This window comes from Streptomyces fulvoviolaceus (assembly GCF_000718165.1).
GTDB lineage: Bacteria > Actinomycetota > Actinomycetes > Streptomycetales > Streptomycetaceae > Streptomyces > Streptomyces fulvoviolaceus.
Window position 1 is genome coordinate 238,183 of sequence record NZ_JOEY01000004.1, and the last position, 18,696, is coordinate 256,878.

Sequence of the window (18,696 nt, forward strand, 5' to 3'; positions counted from 1 at the left end):
CGGGGGCATGGGGTGGTGGTGTGGGCGCGGGTTCGGCGGGGGGTGTGGCCGGTGGGGGCGGGGCTGCTCACCGGGCTGCTCGTCTACGCGACCCTGGCGGCCACCAGTGACCCGCCGAGCGACTGGTTCGCCACGGGCGCCGAGATTCATGACGCGCTGACCTTCCTGCAACTGGTGTCCGTCCCGCTGGCCTGCTGGCAGGGCGGGTTGGAGGCCCGTGCGGGGACCGGGTGGACCGTGGAATGCGCCGTGCGCGGTCCTTGGACCACAACGCTGTTGTCCCTCGCGCCCTCCGTCCTGTGGCCTTGCGCCGTGTTCGGGGCGCTGGTGGCGGTCCTGCTGGCCAGGGCCTGGCCGCACGCCACGGCGGGCAGCCCGCCGCTGGCCGCCGTGGCCTACTCGGCGGCGTTGCTGATCACCATGGCCGGCCTCGGGCACGTCCTGGGCTGCCTGCTGCCGCTGCGCATCGTGCCCGTGCTGCTGGGCGCGGCCCTGTACGCGCAGAGACTCGTGAGCTTCGGTGAGGACGTCCTGGGCGTGGAGTACCCGACGCGACGGACATACGACGGCCCGACACTCCCCCGGGACGTCTGGTCCGAGGAGTCCACTTCGCCCTGGTTGCCCTGGGCGGTGCCGGCGCTGCTCGTGACCGTCGTCCTCGCAGCCGTCGCCGTACGGGCCCGGCGCTGGTTCGCCGCCGGACCGCTGCTCCTGGCCGTGGTGCTGTTCGGCGTCGTCCGCCCTTTGGGGGGTGCGGTCCTGGAACCGGGCGTCGGCACCATCCCCGTCCACTGCTCGAACGACACGCCGGTCGTCTGTGTGTCGGCCGACCGGGAGGCACAGCGGAGTGAACTCGCCGACGTCGCCGACCACTTCGGCCGACGCATCGACGGTGTGCGAGGCGCTCCCACCCACTACTTGGCAACCGCCGACACGACTTTCGGCCGAGCCTTCGCCGCCGATGAGGAGGCGTGGACGGCCGAGATCGAGCTGGGGAGCCCCCGCGCCACCCGTTTCCGGAACGTCGCCAACGACATCGCGGAGCCCTACTGGATCTACGACCCGGCATACGAGGGCCACCGCGACCTGGCCCTCGTCAAGGCCGTGACGGACTGGCTCCTTCCCGCCCCATACCGCCCCAAGGACAGGTCGCCCCATGTCCGCCGCCTGGCAGCTCGGCTCACCGCCCTCCCCGAGCCCACCCGAACGGCCTGGCTGAGCAGGTATCTCACCGCGGTCCAAAACAGGGACGACCGTCTCCCCCAGCTCCCAAAGGCAGAAACCCCATGACCGAACACCACGCCCCCTCCATCCGACCGCACCCGACCCCCACCGACGACCGCCACCTCCCCACCCCCTGGGTGACCGCCTACGCCGAGGGCAGTCTCGACCCCGACCTTCTCGGGCATGCCGAACCCCATCTGCGGCACTGCCGCCGCTGTGCCCGCGCGGTCAACGAGGCGGTGCGGCTGGGGCCGTACGGAGCGCGGCTGGACGGGCTGCACGCCGCGCTGCTGGACCGTATCGGCGGCCCGCCCCCTGGTCCGACGCCCTCCCCCAGAACCGCCCGCCGACCCCCCTGGCTGGCGGTGACGCAGGGGCTGCGGCTGCCGTGGCTCGTCGCCGTCATCTGCGTGTGCGCCCTCGGCGTCGGGCTGGCCGAACTGGGCGACTCCCCCACGCCCCGCATCCTCCTGCTGCTCCTCGCCCCCACCCTGCCCATGCTCTGCGTGGCCGGCAGCTACGGCGGCCGGGCCGACCCGTTCGCCGAGGTCACGCGGACGACCCCGGCCGGCGGCCTGCGCATCCTGCTGATGCGGACCGCCCAGGTGCTGGTGGTGTGCGTGCCGCTGCTCACCGGCGCGGCGGCCCTGATGCCGGGGGCGGGCGCGCACCCGTACACCTCGGCCGGCTGGCTGCTGCCCTGTCTGGCGGTGACCCTGGCGACGCTCCTGCTCAGTTCCTGCCTGGGCAGCTGGACGGCGTCCCTGGTGACGGGCGGCGGCTGGCTGCTGTTGGTGTACGTGCTGGCGAAGCCGATGGTGAAGCACTACGAAGGCGATCTGTCCCATCGGGTGACCGCGGCCCTCACGGATCTGCAGCTGCGGTTCGTCGGCGCCCTCGGCATGGTCGCGTTCGCCACCGCCTCCGCCGTACTCGCCGAGCTCCTGGTCCTCCGTCGCCACGCCTTCACTCGCCTGGGGGCCAGGTGATCCGCGCCGACCGCGTCTCCGTACGCCGCCGCCGTGCCCTCGTCCTGGACGGTGTCGACCTCGTCCTCGGGCCAGGTGTGCACGCACTGCTCGGGCCCAACGGCGCGGGCAAATCGACCCTGTTGAGGGTTCTCGCGACGGCCGCCGCCGGTACCGAGGGCACCGTCACCCTCCTGGACCGGGACCCCCGCATCCCGGCCCAGCGGCAGGAGATCCGGCGCCGACTGGGCTATCTCCCGCAGGAGTTCGGGGTGTTCCGCGGCTACACCGTGCGCGAGTTCCTGTCGTACGCGGCCTGGTTGCGGGACATGCCCGGCGGGCGGATCCCCGCGGCCGCCGAGCGCGCCGCCGACGCCGTCGGGCTCGGCGATCGGCTCGGCCACAAGCTGCGCACCCTCTCCGGCGGCATGAAGCAGCGGGTCGGGATCGCGCAGGCCATCGTCAACTCGCCCTCCCTGCTGTTCCTGGACGAGCCGACGGTCGGGCTCGACCCGGGCCAGCGGGCCGGTTTCCACTCGCTCGTGCGCGAACTGGGCCGCAGTGCCTGCGTGTTGGTGTCGACGCACCTCATGGAGGACGTGCGGGGCGCGTGTACGGACGTCACGGTCCTGTCGGACGGGCGCGTCACCTTCCAAGGCACGCTCGACGCACTGGACGCGGCCGGAGGCTACACGGCGGTGGTCTGAGCCCGGTACCGCCGGATCAGCGGCCAGGTCGCGACCCCGATCGTCAGGGCGATCAGATGCCCCCAGTTCGTCATCGGATCCGTGAACGCGATCAGGTCCGACACCAGCATCCCGCCGAAGGCGGCCAGCAGCGGCCACCGCAGCCACGGCGTGAGCAGTCCGGCCAGGGCACCCGTCCCCGCGGCGACGCCGAAGCTGACGCCGTAGTCGAGGCGGTGCAGCGAGCTGTCGGGGAGATGGCCGACCAACACCGCGAGCCCGATCGGGACTTCGGTCGCGAGGGTGGCGAGGACGTGCCCGAGCAGGAAGACGCCGGCCGTGCGCAGTCCGCCGATCCGGCGCTCCAGCGCGGTGAGCACGAGCAGCAGGGCGATCGCGTACGGCGACAGGATCCCGCCCGCGATCCACAGCGCGCTTGCCAGCAGCACCAGTACGGGGGTCTGGAGCAGGTGTGCCACATCCGTGCTGGAGCCCTGGTGGAGGGTGTGTACGAGGGCGGGGTCGGCGTATGTCGTGAAGAGGGAGGTGACGGCGAGGACGGCGGCGTAGACGAAGGTGAAGGGGGTGCCGGTGGGGGTGGGGAGGAGGCGCCAGGGGCGAAGTCCCGTCCGGCGGGCGAGCGTTGCGGGGACCGCCGTCGCGCTCACCGGGCCGCGCTGAGCCGGGACTCCGTCCAGCAGCCCCGAAGCCTCCGGAAGAGGCACCGCCAAAGCCGGCCGGTCGTCGGTCGTCGCAGTACGTTCCACGGTGAGGCGCTCCTTCCCTTTCACCCCAGCTTTCGGGGATCACGGGGGCACTGTCTATGACCGGCGCCACGCGCGCTTACATTCACAGCAACTTCCAAGCCGCCTCGCACGTCCGCCGGCAGCCCCTTCCCGTCCGTCGTGATAGAGCGCAGCAGCCGGGACTCGTCCGCAGTGCTCCAGAACCGGCGGGCCGGGAGGGGACAGTGCGGGCGCTTCGTTCCGTCGTTGTCGATCGCGCAGTACCAGAACCTGATCACAAATAGCCGGGATATGTGTACGTCGAACACGGCGGCGATCACCTCCGGCATTCGGGGCCGCAGGTGTCAGGGACGTGCCTAGGGTGGCGATCACGCAGCTCCGATACAGCTTTCGCCTGTACCCGGAGCCCGGCCAGGCCCGTGCGCTGGCCAGGGCGTTCGGGTGCGCCCGGGTCGTCTACAACGACGCCGTGCGCGCCCGCCGCGACGCCCACACCGAGGGCCACCCGTATCCGAGCCTGTCGCTGCTGTCTCGCGCGCTGGTCACCGAGGCGAAGCGCCGCCCGGAGCGGGCCTGGCTGGGTGAGGTGTCCGCCGTCGTGCTCCAGCAGTCGCTGCGCGATGCCGAGCAGGCCTACCGCAACTTCTTCGCCTCTCTGAAGGGCGAACGCAAAGGCCCGAAGAGCGAAGAACCCCGGATGAAGTCCCGCAAGGACAAACGGGCCACGATCCGGTTCACCGCGAATGCCCGCTGGTCCATCACGCCGGACGACCGTCTGAACCTGCCGAAGATCGGGCCTGTGAAGGTTGTTTGGTCCAGGCGGCTGCCCGCCGTCCCGTCCAGCGTCACTGTGATCAAGGACAGCGCGGGCCGGTTCTTCGCGTCTTTCGTCGTCGACACTGACCCCGCCGCCGACGCGGAGCGGATGCCTGCCACCGACCAGAGCGTGGGCATCGACCTCGGACTGACCCACTTCGCGGTCCTCTCCGACGGCACGAAGATTGACTCGCCACGATTCCTGCGCCGTGCGGAGAAGAAACTCAAGAAGGCCCAGCGGGAGTTGTCCCGCAAGCAGAAGGGATCAAAGAACCGGAACAAGGCCCGCCTGAGGGTCGCCCGCGCCCACGCCCAAGTGGCCGACGCCCGCCGCGAGTTCCACCACCAGCTCTCCACCCAGCTGATCCGCGAGAACCAAGCGATCGCCGTGGAGGACCTGGCCGTGAACGCCCTGGCGCGCACCCGGCTCGCGAAGTCGGTGCACGACGCCGGCTGGGGCTCCTTCCTGACCATGCTGGAGTACAAGGCGGCCCGGTACGGGCGCACTCTCGTCACGATCGACCGGTTCGAGCCGACCAGCCAGGTCTGCTCCACCTGCGGCACCAAGGACGGGCCCAAACCCCTCCACGTCCGCGAATGGACCTGTCCCGCCTGCGGCACCCTCCACGACCGCGACACCAACGCCGCGATCAACGTCAAGACGGCCGCCGGACTGGCGGTATCGGCCTGCCGAGCGCCGGTAAGACCAGAACCCGTTCTGGCACAGCGCGAAGAAACAGGAAGCCACGGAATCCCCACCGCCGACCGTGCCGCCTAGCGGCGCGGCAACCGGCAGGGACGGCCAGAATCCCCGGGCTCCAGCCCGGGGAGCATGTCAACAGGTCTACTTCCTGATGGGACCTGGACCCGGCGGCGAACAGTGCCCTGAGGTGATCGTGGAGCTGATCCGCTCCGGCCGCATCTCGGAGGAACGGATCGACAATTCCGTACGACGCCTGCTGCGCGAGACGTTCGTCCTCGGCCTCTTCGAGAACCCGTACGCCGATCCCGACAAGGCCGAGGAGACGGTCGGCGCCTCCGAGTTCACGGCCCTGGGTGAGGCCGCGCGCCGCTCGCTCACCGTTCTGACCAACGACGCGCTGCTGCCGCTCCAGGGGAGGCCGAATCTGTACATCCAGGGCGTGATCGAGCAGACGGCCTCGGCGTACGGAAATCCCGTCGCCGACCCCCTCGACGCGTAGCCGTCCTGCGTCTGGGCACCCCCTACGAGCAACGGCCCGGCGCCTTCGAGTCGTTCTTCCACGCGGGCTCGCTCGCCTTCCCCGAGGACGAACTGAAGGAGATCCTGCGGCTGCTGGAGTCGGTGCCGACACTGGTGTGCGTCAACCTCGAACGTCCGGCCGTACTCCCGGAGATCGCGGAGCGGGCGGCGGCCCTGGTGGCCGACTTCGGCGCCTCGGACGCGGCACTGCTCGACGTGGCCTTCGGGCGGGCGCGGGCGGAGGGACGGCTGCCCTTCGAACTGCCCCGCTCCATGGCGGCGGTTGAGGCGTCCCGGCCGGACGTGCCGAACGACACGGAGGACCCGGTGTTCCCGTACGGGCACGGGCTGGACGTCTAGTCCGACTGGACCTTTGGTCCTCGGGCACCCGAGACCGGCGGGGTCCTGAATCCGCCCCGCCCGCCCGGGGTCCGGCCTGTGGGGGGTCCGGGCCCCGGGTATTTCCCTGAGGTTTCCCCTGCCGACCTGCCAGGATGGGCCGATGCCCACCTCGTACGACATTCCCGAAGTCCTGGACCGTCGCGAGGGCCCGCACGGCGAGGTCGTGCTGCGCCGCCACGGCGAGTTACTACAGATCATCGCCAACGGCTGCTTCCTGATGGACACCTCCGACGGGCGATCGGAGCGGATGCTCGTCGACGCGGCGCTGGCCGCGCTCGACGGGCGTCCGGATCCGCACGTCCTGATCGGCGGCCTCGGTGTCGGCTTCTCGCTCGCGCACGCCGCCGCGGATCCCCGCTGGGGCCGCATCACGGTCGTGGAACGGGAACGCGCCATCATCGACTGGCACCGTGCGGGACCGCTCGCGGCGCTCTCCCGCGAGGCTCTCGCGGACCCCCGCACCGAGATTCTGGAAACGGATCTTGTCGCATTCGTCAATGAGACATGCGCCACTTTCGACGCACTCTGCCTCGACATCGACAACGGCCCCGACTGGACCGTCACGGACGGCAACCAGAATCTCTACGCGCGTACCGGACTCACAAGCTGCGCAAGGGTGTTGAAGCCGGGCGGGGTACTGGCCGTGTGGTCGGCCAAGCCCTCTCCGGAATTTGAAGGATCCCTAGGAAATGCCGGGTTCCAACGGGTGCGTACCGAAGAAGTCCCCGTTGCCCGGGGCGTTCCGGACGTCGTGCACCTCGCCGTCCGACCTGGATAGCAAAGCCGTGGTGACTCCCCGTACTCTGCTTCCCTACGCCGATCATTCAAGCGTCAATCGCAGTCATGCGCAGACAAGGAATCACCCCACATGGTTCCGGAAAGCACTCCCCAGGGGCGGGCGATGGAGCAGACACACACCTCCCACAACGGCACGACGGCTACCCCGGGCGCACAGCGCCGGGTCCTGGTCGTCGAGGACGATCCGACGATCGTCGACGCCATCGCGACCCGCCTGCGCGCCGAGGGATTCCTCGTGCAAACGGCGATGGACGGACCGTCCGCGGTGGACACGGCAGAGGCCTGGCAGCCTGACCTGCTGATCCTCGACATCATGCTGCCCGGCTTCGACGGTCTGGAGGTCTGCCGTCGCGTGCAGGCCGCCCGGCCGGTGCCGGTGCTCATGCTGACCGCGCGGGACGACGAGACCGACATGCTGGTCGGGCTCGGCGTCGGTGCCGACGACTACATGACCAAGCCGTTCTCGATGCGCGAGCTGGCCGCACGGGTGCACGTGCTGCTGCGGCGGGTGGAGCGGGCCGCACTGGCCGCGGCGACGCCGCGCTCGGGCATCCTGCGGCTGGGCGAGCTGGAGATCGACCACGCGCAGCGCCGGGTGCGGGTCCGCTCGGAGGACGTGCACCTCACGCCCACCGAGTTCGACCTCCTGGTCTGCCTGGCGAACACCCCGCGCGCGGTGCTCTCCCGTGAGCAGCTGCTCGCCGAGGTGTGGGACTGGGCGGACGCCTCCGGCACCCGCACGGTCGACAGTCACATCAAGGCGCTGCGGCGGAAGATCGGCGCCGAGCGGATCCGCACGGTGCACGGCGTGGGTTACGCCCTGGAGACGCCGACGCCATGAGCGACGGGCCGGCCGGTCGGAGAAGCCCCGGGGAGCCCTGGGGCGGTGTACGCCCGTTCTCGATCAAGACAAAGCTGGGCGTTCTGGTCGTCGCCGCGGTCCTCATCACCACCGGCCTGATGATGATCGCGATGCGCACCGAGACGGAGCTGCGCTTCATCACGGTCTTCTCGATGATCGCCACCTTGTTGATCACGCAGTTCGTGGCGCACTCGCTCACCGCGCCGCTGGACGAGATGAACGCGGTGGCCGGCTCCATCTCGCACGGCGACTACACCCGCCGGGTCCGCGAGAACCGCCGGGACGAGCTGGGCGACCTGGCCGAGACGATCAACCGCATGGCGGACGATCTGGAGGCCCAGGAGCGCCAGCGCAAGGAGCTCGTGGCAAATGTCTCCCACGAGCTGCGCACGCCGATCGCGGGCCTGCGCGCGGTGCTGGAGAACATCGTGGACGGGGTCACCCAGCCCGACCCCGAGACCATGCGTACGGCCCTGAAGCAGACGGAGCGGCTCGGCCGGCTGGTCGAGACGCTGCTGGACCTGTCCAGGCTGGACAACGGCGTCGTACCGCTGAAGAAGCGCCGTTTCGAGGTGTGGCCGTATCTGTCGGGCGTGCTGAAGGAGGCCAACATGGTCGCTTCGGTGCGCGCGGGCATCGCGTCCGGCTCCGGCAGCCACACGCGTACGGACGTCCATCTGCACCTCGACGTGTCCCCGCCGGAGCTGACCGCGCACGCGGATCCGGAGCGGATCCACCAGGTCGTCGCCAACCTCATCGACAACGCGGTCAAGCACAGCCCGCCGCACGGCCGGGTGACGGTCAAGGCGCGGCGCGGGGCGCTGCCCGAGTCCCTCGAGCTGGAGGTTCTGGACGAGGGCCCCGGCATTCCGAGGTCGGAGTGGCACCGCGTCTTCGAGCGGTTCAACCGGGGTGCCGTGAACCGGCCGCACGGTCCCGGCAGCGACGGCGGCACGGGCCTCGGCCTGGCGATCGCCCGCTGGGCGGTGGATCTGCACGGCGGCCGGATCGGAGTGGCCGAATCCGAGCGGGGCTGCCGGATTCTTGTCACACTTCCGGGACTTCCATCTCTCCCAAGTTGACGTAAAGTTCGAACCGGAGCCACAAGATCCATGTCGGTCCGCGCTGACGGACACGTGTGATCAGGCGAGGACCCGCGCCTTCGGCGCGTCGAGTCCCGGGGCGACCCATCTCTCACGCAGCGGAACCACGCTTGTTTCCCGCCATTTCCGCCCCCGAAACCCGCTCTTTGATGTGACTTACACGACGATGGACCGGCCCGGCCTGACCTTCCCGCTCATGGGGGCGTAGCCTTTATTCCCGCTGTCCATCACCTTGTGAGAAGCGGAAGAGGGCGGTTGCCGCCGTGTCGCCACAGTCCCCCAGTAACTCGAGCATCTCGACCGACGACCAAGCCGGGAAGAACCCCGCTGCGGCGTTCGGTCCCAATGAGTGGCTCGTCGACGAGATCTATCAGCAGTACCTCCAGGACCCGAATTCGGTAGACCGAGCCTGGTGGGACTTCTTCGCCGACTACAAGCCGGGGGCGGCTGCCGCTCCGGCTGCGGCGGGTACTGCGGCCGCGGGGGCCGCAGACACCACCACGACCCCGGCGGCGCCGGCCGCCGCTCCGGCGGCCCCTGTCGCGCCCGCCCAGGCCGCTCCCGCGGCTCCGGCCCCCGCGCCGACCGCCCCGAAGCCCGCGGCTGCCGCTCCGGCTCCCGCCGCGGCGCCGGCCGCTGCTCCGGCCAAGCCCGCCGCCGCCAAGCCGGCGGCCAAGGCCGCGCCCGCCGCCGCGTCCGCGGACGGCCCGGAGCTGGTCACGCTGCGCGGCCCCGCCGCCGCGGTCGCCAAGAACATGAATGCCTCCCTGGAGCTGCCCACGGCCACGTCCGTGCGCGCGGTCCCGGTGAAGCTGCTGTTCGACAACCGCATCGTCATCAACAATCACCTGAAGCGCGCCCGGGGCGGGAAGATCTCCTTCACGCACCTGATCGGCTACGCGATGGTGCAGGCCATCAAGACGATGCCGTCGATGAACTGGCACTACGCGGAGAAGGACGGGAAGCCCACCCTCGTCAAGCCGCCGCACGTCAACTTCGGCCTCGCCATCGACCTGGTGAAGCCCAACGGCGACCGCCAGCTGGTCGTCGCGGGCATCAAGAAGGCCGAGACGCTGAACTTCTTCGAGTTCTGGCAGGCCTACGAGGACATCGTCCGCCGCGCCCGTGACGGCAAGCTGACGATGGACGACTTCACCGGTGTGACGGTCTCCCTGACCAACCCCGGCGGCCTCGGCACCGTCCACTCGGTCCCGCGTCTGATGCCCGGCCAGTCGGTCATCATGGGCGTCGGCTCGATGGACTACCCGGCGGAGTTCCAGGGCACCTCCCAGGACACCCTGAACAAGCTCGGCATCGCGAAGGTCATGACGCTCACGTCGACCTACGACCACCGGGTGATCCAGGGCGCCGCCTCCGGCGAGTTCCTGCGCGTCGTCGCGAACTACCTCCTCGGCGAGAAGGGCTTCTACGACGAGATCTTCGAGGCCCTGCGGATCCCCTACGAGCCGGTCCGCTGGCTCAAGGACATCGACGCCTCGCACGACGACGACGTCACGAAGGCCGCCCGTGTCTTCGAGCTGATCCACTCCTACCGGGTCCGCGGCCACGTCATGGCCGACACCGACCCGCTGGAGTACCGCCAGCGCAAGCACCCCGACCTGGACATCACCGAGCACGGCCTCACCCTGTGGGACCTGGAGCGCGAGTTCGCGGTCGGCGGCTTCGCGGGCAAGTCCCTGATGAAGCTGCGCGACATCCTCGGTGTGCTGCGCGACTCGTACTGCCGCACCACCGGCGTCGAGTTCATGCACATCCAGGACCCGAAGCAGCGCCGCTGGATCCAGGACCGCATCGAGCGCGCGCACACCAAGCCGGAGCGCGAGGAGCAGCTGCGCATCCTGCGCCGGCTGAACGCCGCGGAGGCCTTCGAGACCTTCCTGCAGACGAAGTACGTCGGCCAGAAGCGCTTCTCCCTCGAGGGCGGCGAGTCGGTCATCCCGCTGCTGGACGCGGTTCTCGACTCGGCGGCGGAGTCCCGTCTGGACGAGGTCGTCATCGGCATGGCCCACCGAGGCCGCCTCAACGTCCTCGCCAACATCGTCGGCAAGTCGTACGCCCAGATCTTCCGCGAGTTCGAGGGCAACCTCGACCCGAAGTCGATGCACGGCTCCGGCGACGTGAAGTACCACCTGGGCGCCGAGGGCACCTTCACCGGCCTGGACGGCGAGCAGATCAAGGTCTCGCTGGCCGCCAACCCGTCCCACCTGGAGACGGTCGACCCGATCATCGAGGGCATCTCCCGCGCCAAGCAGGACATCATCAACAAGGGCGGCACGGACTTCACGGTCCTGCCGGTCGCCCTGCACGGTGACGCGGCCTTCGCGGGCCAGGGCGTGGTGGCCGAGACCCTGAACATGTCGCAGCTGCGCGGCTACCGCACGGGCGGCACTGTCCACATCGTCATCAACAACCAGGTCGGCTTCACGGCGGCGCCGGAGTCCTCGCGCTCGTCGATGTACGCCACCGACGTGGCCCGCATGATCGAGGCCCCGATCTTCCACGTGAACGGCGACGACCCGGAGGCGGTCGTGCGCGTCGCGCGCCTGGCCTTCGAGTTCCGCCAGGCGTTCAACAAGGACGTGGTGATCGACCTCATCTGCTACCGCCGCCGCGGTCACAACGAGTCGGACAACCCGGCCTTCACCCAGCCGCTGATGTACGACCTGATCGACAAGAAGCGCTCGGTGCGCAAGCTGTACACCGAGTCGCTGATCGGCCGAGGCGACATCACGCTCGAGGAAGCCGAGCAGGCCCTGCAGGACTACCAGGGCCAGCTGGAGAAGGTCTTCACGGAGGTCCGCGAGGCCATCACGGCCCAGCCGGCCGCGGGACCGCTGTCGGACCCGCAGGCGGAGTTCCCGGTCGCCGTGAACACCGCGATCTCCACGGAGACCGTGAAGCGGATCGCCGAGTCCCAGGTCAACATCCCCGACACCTTCCACGTCCACCCGCGTCTGCTGCCGCAGCTGCAGCGCCGGGCGACGATGGTCGAGGACGGCACGATCGACTGGGGCATGGGCGAGACGCTGGCCGTCGGCTCCCTCCTCCTGGAGGGCACCCCGGTCCGCCTGTCCGGCCAGGACTCCCAGCGCGGCACCTTCGGCCAGCGCCACGCGGTCCTCATCAACCGCGAGACGGGCGAGGAGCACACCCCGCTCCAGTACCTCGCCGAGGACCAGGCCCGCTACAACGTCTACAACTCCCTCCTGTCCGAGTACGCGGTCATGGGCTTCGAGTACGGCTACTCGCTGGCCCGTCCCGAGGCGCTGGTGATGTGGGAGGCCCAGTTCGGCGACTTCGTCAACGGCGCGCAGACGATCGTGGACGAGTACATCTCGGCGGCGGAGCAGAAGTGGGGCCAGACGTCCGGCGTCACGCTCCTGCTCCCCCACGGCTACGAGGGCCAGGGCCCGGACCACTCCTCGGCCCGAGTCGAGCGCTTCCTCCAGCTCTGCGCCCAGAACAACATGACGGTCGCGATGCCGACGCTCCCCTCGAACTACTTCCACCTCCTGCGGTGGCAGGTGCACAACCCGCACCACAAGCCGCTGGTGGTCTTCACCCCGAAGTCGATGCTGCGCCTGAAGGCCGCCGCGTCGAAGACGGAGGAGTTCACGTCGGGTCAGTTCCGCCCGGTCATCGGCGACGCGTCGGTCGACCCGGCCGCGGTCCGCAAGGTCGTCTTCGTGGCGGGCAAGCTGTACTACGACCTCGAGGCCGAGCGCACCAAGCGCGGCGCCACGGACATCGCGATCATCCGCGTCGAGCGCCTGTACCCGCTGCCGGGTGCCGAGCTCCAGGCGGAGGTCAACAAGTACCCGAACGTCGAGAAGTACCTGTGGGCCCAGGAGGAGCCGGCGAACCAGGGCCCATGGCCCTTCATCGCCCTCAACCTCATCGACCACCTGGACCTCGCGGTCGGCGCGGACGTCCCGCACGGCGAGCGGCTGCGGCGGATCTCGCGCCCGCACGGCTCTTCGCCGGCCGTCGGCTCCGCGAAGCGCCACCAGGCCGAGCAGGAGCAGTTGGTGCGTGAGGTGTTCGAGGCGTAACCGCTCTCGAAGGCTGTGTGTGACCGGGCCGCATCCCTCTCCAGGGGGTGCGGCCCGGCCGTTTGCGCGCACTTATCCTTGGAGGATGTACTTCACCGACCGTGGCATCGAAGAGCTGGAGAAGAGGCGCGGCGAGGAGGAGGTCACTTTCGAGTGGCTCGCCGAGCAACTGCGTACGTTCGTCGACCTCAACCCTGACTTCGAGGTACCGGTGGAGCGGCTGGCGACGTGGCTGGCGCGACTGGACGACGAGGACGACGAGGACGACGAGTAGATCCCGTGCCGCGTGGGGGCGCCCGGGTGGCGCCCCTTTTCCGTGCTCTCAGTCCCGCGGGCGGCCCAGGTCGTACGCCCATCCCAGCGCGCCGTGTGCCAGCAGCAGTGCCCCCGCTGTAATCCAGCCACCGCTGCGGCGTCGTAGGCCCCAGGCGGCCAGCGGGAGGCCTGCCGCCACCTGGGCGAGGGCGAGGAGGCGGGCCTGGGGGCCGCCCACCCAGGGGAGCCATGGGCCGAGGGGGCCGGCCTCGACCACGTCGAGTTCGGCGCGGACGGTCTCGCGCCAGCCGGTCGACTCGATCGCGCGGGCGTCCGGCTGGGCGCGGGCCGCCTCGCGGAGACGGTCGGCGGGCTCGCCGGGGGTGAGACCGGGCGGGAGGGCGACCCCCGCGCGCGTGAGGACGGCCAGCAGGCCGCGCAGGCGGGCGCGGGCGTCGGCCGCCGAGTCCGGTTTCGTCAGCTGTTCGAGGGACTGCATGTCCAGGACCGGGTCGAGGCCGAGACGGGCGGCGAGGGTGCGCATCGCCTCGTCCTCGCCCACGGGCGTGCCGCCCGCGAGCCACTCGTAGCCGACGCTACGGCGGAAACCGGACGCGAGTGTGCAGCCACTGTGGTTGGCGTCCCACCACAGGGCGAGTACGGGCCAGGGGGCGCCGACGGCCAGTGCCGTGGCCCAGCCGCCGAGCACCCGGTCGACGGGCTCGTCGCCGTGCAGCCAGGGCCTGCCCTCGGGGACGAGGACGCTCCAGTCGTCGCCCGCGCGCGTGAGCAGCATGCGTTCGCGCAGCAGATGGGCGGCGGGGGCGACGGAACCGGGCTCCGCCCGGCAGAGCAGCAGGGCTCCGGGGGCGGGACCCGTGGGACCGGTACGGGAAGCTTCCGTCGACATGGTCACACGCTAGGGCGATCAGACCTGTTTAAGCACTTTGGGGCCGCTTCGAGACCCCGAACATCCCCAGAACGAGTGTCTTGACTTTCGACGACCGCGATATATCGTGATTGACAGGAGACGCGATATGGCGCGTTGTCACGGGGAGGTCTTCACCATGTCCGAGTGGTCCGTCGCAGAGCCGACGAAGCTCACCTTCGACGAGCCCGTGAGCGAGCTCCACGTACGCATCGTCAACGGAACGGTGAACGTGGTGGGCACGGACGAAGGTTCCGCACGCCTGGAGGTCTCCGAGATCGAGGGGCCGCCCCTGGTCATCACCCAGGAGGGCGGCACGCTCACCGTGGCCTACGACGACCTGCCCTGGAAGGGCTTCCTCAAGTGGCTCGACCGCAAGGGCTGGCGGCGCAGTGCCGTGGTCTCCCTGGCCGTACCCGCGGAGACCCGGGTCGAGGTGGGTGTGGTCGGGGCCGGGGCCGTCGTGTCCGGGGTGCGCGGACCGTCGGTGGTGAAGGGCGTTACCGGGGACACGACACTCGTCGGCCTGTCCGGCCCGGTGCGCGCGGACACGGTCTCCGGGAATCTGGAGGCCCAGGCCGTCACCGGCGACCTCCGCTTCAACTCCGTTTCCGGCGACCTCACCGTGGTCGAGGGCTCCGGTTCCTCCGTGCGGGCGGACTCGGTCAGCGGCTCCATGATCGTCGACTTGGACCCGGAGGGCCCGACGGACGTCCGGCTCACGAGCGTCTCGGGCGAGATCGCCATCCGGCTCCCGCAGCCGGCGGACGCGGAGATCGAGGCCAACACCGCCAGCGGCACGATCGCGAACGCCTTCGACGGTCTGCGGGTCCACGGCCAGTGGGGCGCCCACAAGGTCACGGGCCGACTCGGCGACGGCACCGGCAAGCTGCGCGCGACCACCGTCTCCGGCTCCATCGCCCTCCTGCGCCGCCCGCCCAGGGAGGACGAGGAGGAGGCGGCTTGGGAGGCGGAGCCGCCGGTGACCGATGCCCCGGTGGACGGCGTACAGAGCGACTCGGGGGACAATTCCGTTTCCGGCCCGGACGACGACTCCGCTTCACCCGGCGCCCCGGCCGACGGCACGACCGACAAGAAGGTGCTCTGACATGCCCCCCGTCTTCGCCCACGGCCGCCTCCGCCTCTACCTGCTCAAGCTGCTGGACGAGGCCCCGCGCCACGGCTACGAGGTGATCCGCCTCCTGGAGGAGCGCTTCCAGGGCCTGTACGCCCCCTCGGCGGGCACCGTCTACCCCCGGCTGGCCAAACTGGAGGCCGAGGGCCTGGTCACCCACACCAGCGAGGGCGGCCGCAAGGTCTACGCCATCACGGACGCGGGCCGCGCCGAACTGGCCGACCGCAGCGGTGAACTGGCCGACCTGGAGCTGGAGATCCGCGAGTCGGTCGCGGAGCTCGCCGCCGAGATCCGGGCCGATGTGCGCGGCGCCGCGGGCGACCTGCGGCGCGAGATGCGGGCGGCGGCCTCCGAGGCCCGCAACGGCACCGGCGCCAAGGCCGGCGGCGAACAGGACGGCCCCTTCGTGGACTTCACGGAGTACGCCGACAAGGAGGCATGGCGCGCCGCCAAGGAGGAGATGCGCCGCGTCAAGCAGGAGTGGAAGGAGCAGGCCCGCCGCGCCAAGGACGAGAGCCGCCGGGCCCGCGAGGAGGCCCAGCGGGCCCGCCATCAGGCCAAGGAGGCCCAGGAGCGGGCCAGGGAGCAGGCCCAGGAGGAGGTGCAGCGCATCGCCCGGCGGGTCCAGGAGCAGGTGCAGGACCACTTCGCACGGGGCGACTGGCCTACGGGGGTACGCGAGGGCCTGACCGAACTGGCCAAGGAGTTCGGCGAGTTCGGGAAGGACTACGGCAAGGAGTTCGGAAAGGACTTCGGCTTCGGGCGGGGCGGCAGCAAGTCCGAGAAGACGACGCAGCCCCCCGAGTACTCCCACACCCCGGAGGACTTCCCCGCCGAGTACGAACCGTCCTGGGCCCACGACGACCCCACCGACAACCCGGCCCGCGACCTGGACCGCCTCCTGGACCGCTTCCGGGACGACATCCGGGACGCAGCCCGCGACCACGGAGTCAGCCCCGACCAGCTCCGCGACGCCCGCCGTCACCTGTCCTCGGCAGCGGCACACATCGGGGCACTGCTGCGCACCCCGAAGGTGTAGGCCCCTGAAGGCATAGGCCCGCGAAGGCGTAGGCCCGCCCCTCCGCCGGCAGCGCGCCCGTCGACGACGTCAGGCGCACTGCCGGCAGCCCGGCCCGCTCAGCCGGCCTTCGCCTCTCCGCCGCCGTAGAGCACGCGGGTCAGCGCCTCGTACGTCACGCCATGATCGGCGAGGACCTCGGCAGGCACTCCCGGCCGGACGGTGAGGGCCAACAGGATGTGCTCGTCGCCGACATGGCCGTCACGCCGGGCCACGGCGATCCGCAGAGCCTTCTCCAGGACCTCCTTGGCCCCGCGACCGAAGGAGCGCCGCCCGGACCACCAGCCCTTGTCCTTCCGGTCACCGGACATCGCCCCGACACCGTGCACTTCCTCCACCCGGGCGACGATCTCGGAGACGTCGATCCCGAGCCCGGCCAGCGCATCGGTGTCCGCCTGGGACAACCCGGCCCGCCGCCGCGCCTCGCCGAGCGCCTCTCGCACCGCGTCCCCGCGCCCGGCAAGCCCAAGTGCGGCCAGGGCGAAGGAAGCACGACTGCCCTCCCTCTCCAGCAGGGCGAGCAGCATGTGCTCGGCGTCGACGGATCGCGCGCCCGCCCCGTCGGCCTGCTCGACCGCGCCGGTCACCACCGCACGGGCGTCCTTCGTGAACCGCTCGAACATCAATGCCTCCCGTACTTCTTGTGCACGGCCTGCCTGCTCACACCGAGTTCCGCGGCGATCTCCTGCCACGACCACCCCTGATTGCGCGCACTGCGCACCTGCACCGCCTCCAACTGCTCCAACAACCTGCGCAGCGCGGCGACGGCACGCAGCCCGACGCGGGGATCGCGGTCACCCGCGCGCTCGGCGAGATCCGTTGCTTCGGTCATGATGTCAACCTACGTTGACATGCCCGTCATGTCAACCATGGTTGACAAACGTCAATGGCCGACCCGCAACCGGGTCGGCCATTCAAAGCGACACAGAGAGAAGGACGGTCAGCCGTTGTTCGTGAGCACGATCTTCCCGAACTGCCCCCCGGACGCCATCCGTTCGAAGCCCTCACGGGCCCGGTCCATCGGAAGCACCTCGTCGATGACGGGACGCACGCCCGTGGCGGCGCAGAAGGACAGCAGGTCCTCCAGCTCGTCCTTGGTGCCCATGGTGGAGCCGACGACCTTGAGCTCGAGGAAGAAGATCCGGGTCAGCTCGGCGTGCGAGGGCCGGTCACCACTCGTGGCACCGGAGATGACGACCGTGCCCCCCGGCTTCAGCGACTTGACCGAGTGCGACCAGGTGGCCGCACCGACGGTCTCGATGACGGCGTCGACCCGCTCCGGCAGCCGCGCGCCGGACTCGACGGCCTCCAGGGCCCCCAGCTCCAGCGCACGCTTGCGCTTGGCCTCGTCACGGCTGGTGGCGAACACCCGCAGCCCGGCGGCTTTACCGAGCACGATGGCGGCCGTAGCGACCCCACCACCCGCGCCCTGCACCAGCACGGAGTCACCAGGCCGGACCCCCGCGTTCGTGAAGAGCATCCGATACGCCGTCAGCCAGGCCGTCGGCAGACAGGCGGCCTCCTCGAACGACAACTCCTTGGGCTTCGGCAGGACGTTCCAGGTCGGCACGGTCACCTGCTCGGCGAACGTCCCCTGATACCGCTCGGTCAGGATGGACCGGGGCTCCTTGGGGCCGACCCCGTGCCCGCTCTGTCCGATCACCGAGTGCAGGACGACCTCGTTCCCGTCCTCGTCGATCCCGGCGGCGTCACAGCCGAGGATCATCGGCAGCTTGTCCTCCGCGAGGCCGACGCCGCGCAGGGACCACAGGTCATGGTGATTGAGGGAGGCGGCCCTGACGTTGACGACACTCCAGCCGGGGCGGGCCTCAGGAGCCGGACGCTCCCCCAATTCCAGGCCGGAGAGCGGCTGGTCGCGGTCGATTCGGGCGGCGTAGACAGCGAACATGACCTTGACGATAGGCTCCGCCGGCGATGCGGGGAACCGGGGCGCGTTGTGACGCTTCCCCTCTTGCCAAGGCGCCCGGGGTGGGTGCCGCCGCGCCCACGCCCGTGCCGCGCCACACCGTCAGGCGTCTGCGGGCCGGTGGGGGCTGGTCGCGCAGTTCCCCGCGCCCCTGAGGGCGTTGCGGCGGCCGCCGACGGTGAGCCACCCGGCACGGGCATAAGCGTCAGCCGCCGATGGTGAGCAACCCGACGTGGGCATGAGCGTCGAGCCACCCGGCGCGAGTGTGAGCGTCAGCCGCCGATGGCGAGCCACCCGGCACAGGCCTGGGCGTCATCAGCCGCGTACGGCGGCAAAGGGACGTGCCGGGGGGTGTCCGCCCGCAGCGGCGGGCGTCCGACACCGAGCACAACCCCAGCACACAGCACCGCCCGCCCGAGGGCGGACCCCCCCCGGCACGGCCCCGACCCACCACACAACCGAACGCGCTACAC

General features: G+C 70.6%; 18 protein-coding genes. 13 read left to right on the top strand and 5 right to left on the bottom strand.

The genetic code is table 11. From position 1 onward, the window contains the following. The first annotated feature begins 51 nt into the window (after window positions 1–51). Genes IG08_RS0106165 through IG08_RS0106175 form a run of 3 tightly spaced genes read left to right on the top strand, consistent with a single transcriptional unit; the run spans window position 52 to window position 2,899 of the window. Window positions 52–1,290, top strand: coding sequence for a hypothetical protein (locus tag IG08_RS0106165; RefSeq protein WP_158812187.1), 1,239 nt, complete (start codon window positions 52–54; stop codon window positions 1,288–1,290). Beyond that, entirely contained in the window at window positions 1,287–2,213 is a 927-nt protein-coding gene (locus tag IG08_RS0106170; RefSeq protein WP_052424498.1) for a hypothetical protein, read from the top strand. Before IG08_RS0106165 ends, IG08_RS0106170 begins: the two co-directional genes overlap by 4 nt. Next, complete coding sequence (locus tag IG08_RS0106175; RefSeq protein WP_052424499.1) at window positions 2,210–2,899, top strand: ATP-binding cassette domain-containing protein; 690 nt, start codon at window positions 2,210–2,212, stop codon at window positions 2,897–2,899. Before IG08_RS0106170 ends, IG08_RS0106175 begins: the two co-directional genes overlap by 4 nt. Here the strand turns inward: IG08_RS0106175 and IG08_RS0106180 are convergent. Beyond that, a complete protein-coding gene (locus tag IG08_RS0106180; RefSeq protein ID WP_030597186.1) occupies window positions 2,881–3,645 on the bottom strand; it encodes a rhomboid-like protein in 765 nt (254 codons plus the stop codon). The genes IG08_RS0106175 and IG08_RS0106180 overlap by 19 nt on opposite strands. A gap of 340 nt (window positions 3,646–3,985) precedes the next feature. Here IG08_RS0106180 and IG08_RS0106185 point away from each other — a divergent pair, with 340 nt between their 5' ends. The 8 genes from IG08_RS0106185 to IG08_RS0106215 all read left to right on the top strand — a co-directional run bounded on the left by IG08_RS0106185 (window position 3,986) and on the right by IG08_RS0106215 (window position 13,174). Then, window positions 3,986–5,218 (top strand): RNA-guided endonuclease InsQ/TnpB family protein, encoded by a 1,233-nt coding sequence (locus IG08_RS0106185; protein WP_030597188.1) that lies wholly within the window; start codon window positions 3,986–3,988, stop codon window positions 5,216–5,218. Window positions 5,219–5,294: 76 nt separating this feature from the next. Then, window positions 5,295–5,642 (top strand): glycoside hydrolase family 3 protein, encoded by a 348-nt coding sequence (locus tag IG08_RS61155; RefSeq protein WP_234342814.1) that lies wholly within the window; start codon window positions 5,295–5,297, stop codon window positions 5,640–5,642. 122 nt (window positions 5,643–5,764) lie between these two features. Further along, window positions 5,765–6,022 carry a glycoside hydrolase family 3 C-terminal domain-containing protein gene (locus tag IG08_RS61160; RefSeq protein WP_234342815.1) on the top strand — a complete coding sequence of 86 codons (258 nt, stop codon included), beginning with the start codon at window positions 5,765–5,767 and terminating at the stop codon, window positions 6,020–6,022. 142 nt (window positions 6,023–6,164) lie between these two features. Next, complete coding sequence (locus tag IG08_RS0106195) at window positions 6,165–6,842, top strand: spermine/spermidine synthase domain-containing protein (protein WP_030597191.1); 678 nt, start codon at window positions 6,165–6,167, stop codon at window positions 6,840–6,842. Between the two features lie 123 nt (window positions 6,843–6,965). Continuing rightward, entirely contained in the window at window positions 6,966–7,703 is a 738-nt protein-coding gene (locus tag IG08_RS0106200) for a response regulator transcription factor (RefSeq protein WP_030597194.1), read from the top strand. Continuing rightward, the gene (locus IG08_RS0106205) at window positions 7,700–8,806 is read left to right on the top strand and encodes a HAMP domain-containing sensor histidine kinase (RefSeq protein ID WP_030597197.1); all 1,107 of its coding nucleotides are present in this window, start codon (window positions 7,700–7,702) and stop codon (window positions 8,804–8,806) included. Before IG08_RS0106200 ends, IG08_RS0106205 begins: the two co-directional genes overlap by 4 nt. Window positions 8,807–9,090: 284 nt before the next feature. Next, complete coding sequence (locus tag IG08_RS0106210) at window positions 9,091–12,900, top strand: multifunctional oxoglutarate decarboxylase/oxoglutarate dehydrogenase thiamine pyrophosphate-binding subunit/dihydrolipoyllysine-residue succinyltransferase subunit (protein WP_030597199.1); 3,810 nt, start codon at window positions 9,091–9,093, stop codon at window positions 12,898–12,900. An 85-nt stretch (window positions 12,901–12,985) separates the two neighbouring features. Beyond that, window positions 12,986–13,174, top strand: coding sequence for a DUF6104 family protein (locus IG08_RS0106215; RefSeq protein WP_030597201.1), 189 nt, complete (start codon window positions 12,986–12,988; stop codon window positions 13,172–13,174). Window positions 13,175–13,222: 48 nt separating this feature from the next. On the opposite strand, the gene IG08_RS0106220 is transcribed toward IG08_RS0106215, so the two are convergent. Continuing rightward, window positions 13,223–14,065 (bottom strand): hypothetical protein, encoded by an 843-nt coding sequence (locus IG08_RS0106220; protein WP_030597204.1) that lies wholly within the window; start codon window positions 14,063–14,065, stop codon window positions 13,223–13,225. 157 nt (window positions 14,066–14,222) lie between these two features. On the opposite strand from IG08_RS0106220, the gene IG08_RS0106225 reads away from it, so the two are divergent. Both IG08_RS0106225 and IG08_RS0106230 read left to right on the top strand, forming a co-directional pair. Continuing rightward, window positions 14,223–15,191 carry a DUF4097 family beta strand repeat-containing protein gene (locus IG08_RS0106225; RefSeq protein ID WP_043453377.1) on the top strand — a complete coding sequence of 323 codons (969 nt, stop codon included), beginning with the start codon at window positions 14,223–14,225 and terminating at the stop codon, window positions 15,189–15,191. Window position 15,192: 1 nt separating this feature from the next. Further along, the gene (locus IG08_RS0106230; protein WP_030597209.1) at window positions 15,193–16,257 is read left to right on the top strand and encodes a PadR family transcriptional regulator; all 1,065 of its coding nucleotides are present in this window, start codon (window positions 15,193–15,195) and stop codon (window positions 16,255–16,257) included. Window positions 16,258–16,355: 98 nt separating this feature from the next. On the opposite strand, the gene IG08_RS0106235 is transcribed toward IG08_RS0106230, so the two are convergent. From IG08_RS0106235 to IG08_RS0106245, 3 genes are all read right to left on the bottom strand, one after another. After that, the gene (locus IG08_RS0106235; protein ID WP_030597212.1) at window positions 16,356–16,919 is read right to left on the bottom strand and encodes a Clp protease N-terminal domain-containing protein; all 564 of its coding nucleotides are present in this window, start codon (window positions 16,917–16,919) and stop codon (window positions 16,356–16,358) included. Next, window positions 16,919–17,128, bottom strand: coding sequence for a helix-turn-helix domain-containing protein (locus tag IG08_RS0106240; RefSeq protein ID WP_016437953.1), 210 nt, complete (start codon window positions 17,126–17,128; stop codon window positions 16,919–16,921). The genes IG08_RS0106235 and IG08_RS0106240 overlap by 1 nt, the downstream gene beginning before the upstream one ends. Before the next feature lie 108 nt (window positions 17,129–17,236). Continuing rightward, window positions 17,237–18,205, bottom strand: coding sequence for a zinc-binding dehydrogenase (locus tag IG08_RS0106245; RefSeq protein WP_030597215.1), 969 nt, complete (start codon window positions 18,203–18,205; stop codon window positions 17,237–17,239). Between the last annotated feature and the right edge of the window lie 491 nt (window positions 18,206–18,696).

What these genes read in the sequence shown, in the direction of transcription:
- IG08_RS0106195 (WP_030597191.1), top strand. Translation starts at nt 6,165, where the DNA reads ATGCCCACCTCGTACGACATTCCCGAAGTCCTGGACCGTCGCGAGGGC.
- IG08_RS0106245 (WP_030597215.1), bottom strand. Translation starts at nt 18,205, where the DNA reads ATGTTCGCTGTCTACGCCGCCCGAATCGACCGCGACCAGCCGCTCTCC.
- IG08_RS0106220 (WP_030597204.1), bottom strand. Translation starts at nt 14,065, where the DNA reads ATGTCGACGGAAGCTTCCCGTACCGGTCCCACGGGTCCCGCCCCCGGA.
- IG08_RS0106215 (WP_030597201.1), top strand. Translation starts at nt 12,986, where the DNA reads ATGTACTTCACCGACCGTGGCATCGAAGAGCTGGAGAAGAGGCGCGGC.
- IG08_RS0106230 (WP_030597209.1), top strand. Translation starts at nt 15,193, where the DNA reads ATGCCCCCCGTCTTCGCCCACGGCCGCCTCCGCCTCTACCTGCTCAAG.
- IG08_RS0106170 (WP_052424498.1), top strand. Translation starts at nt 1,287, where the DNA reads ATGACCGAACACCACGCCCCCTCCATCCGACCGCACCCGACCCCCACC.
- IG08_RS0106205 (WP_030597197.1), top strand. Translation starts at nt 7,700, where the DNA reads ATGAGCGACGGGCCGGCCGGTCGGAGAAGCCCCGGGGAGCCCTGGGGC.
- IG08_RS0106240 (WP_016437953.1), bottom strand. Translation starts at nt 17,128, where the DNA reads ATGACCGAAGCAACGGATCTCGCCGAGCGCGCGGGTGACCGCGATCCC.
- IG08_RS0106225 (WP_043453377.1), top strand. Translation starts at nt 14,223, where the DNA reads ATGTCCGAGTGGTCCGTCGCAGAGCCGACGAAGCTCACCTTCGACGAG.
- IG08_RS0106200 (WP_030597194.1), top strand. Translation starts at nt 6,966, where the DNA reads ATGGAGCAGACACACACCTCCCACAACGGCACGACGGCTACCCCGGGC.
- IG08_RS61155 (WP_234342814.1), top strand. Translation starts at nt 5,295, where the DNA reads ATGGGACCTGGACCCGGCGGCGAACAGTGCCCTGAGGTGATCGTGGAG.
- IG08_RS0106235 (WP_030597212.1), bottom strand. Translation starts at nt 16,919, where the DNA reads ATGTTCGAGCGGTTCACGAAGGACGCCCGTGCGGTGGTGACCGGCGCG.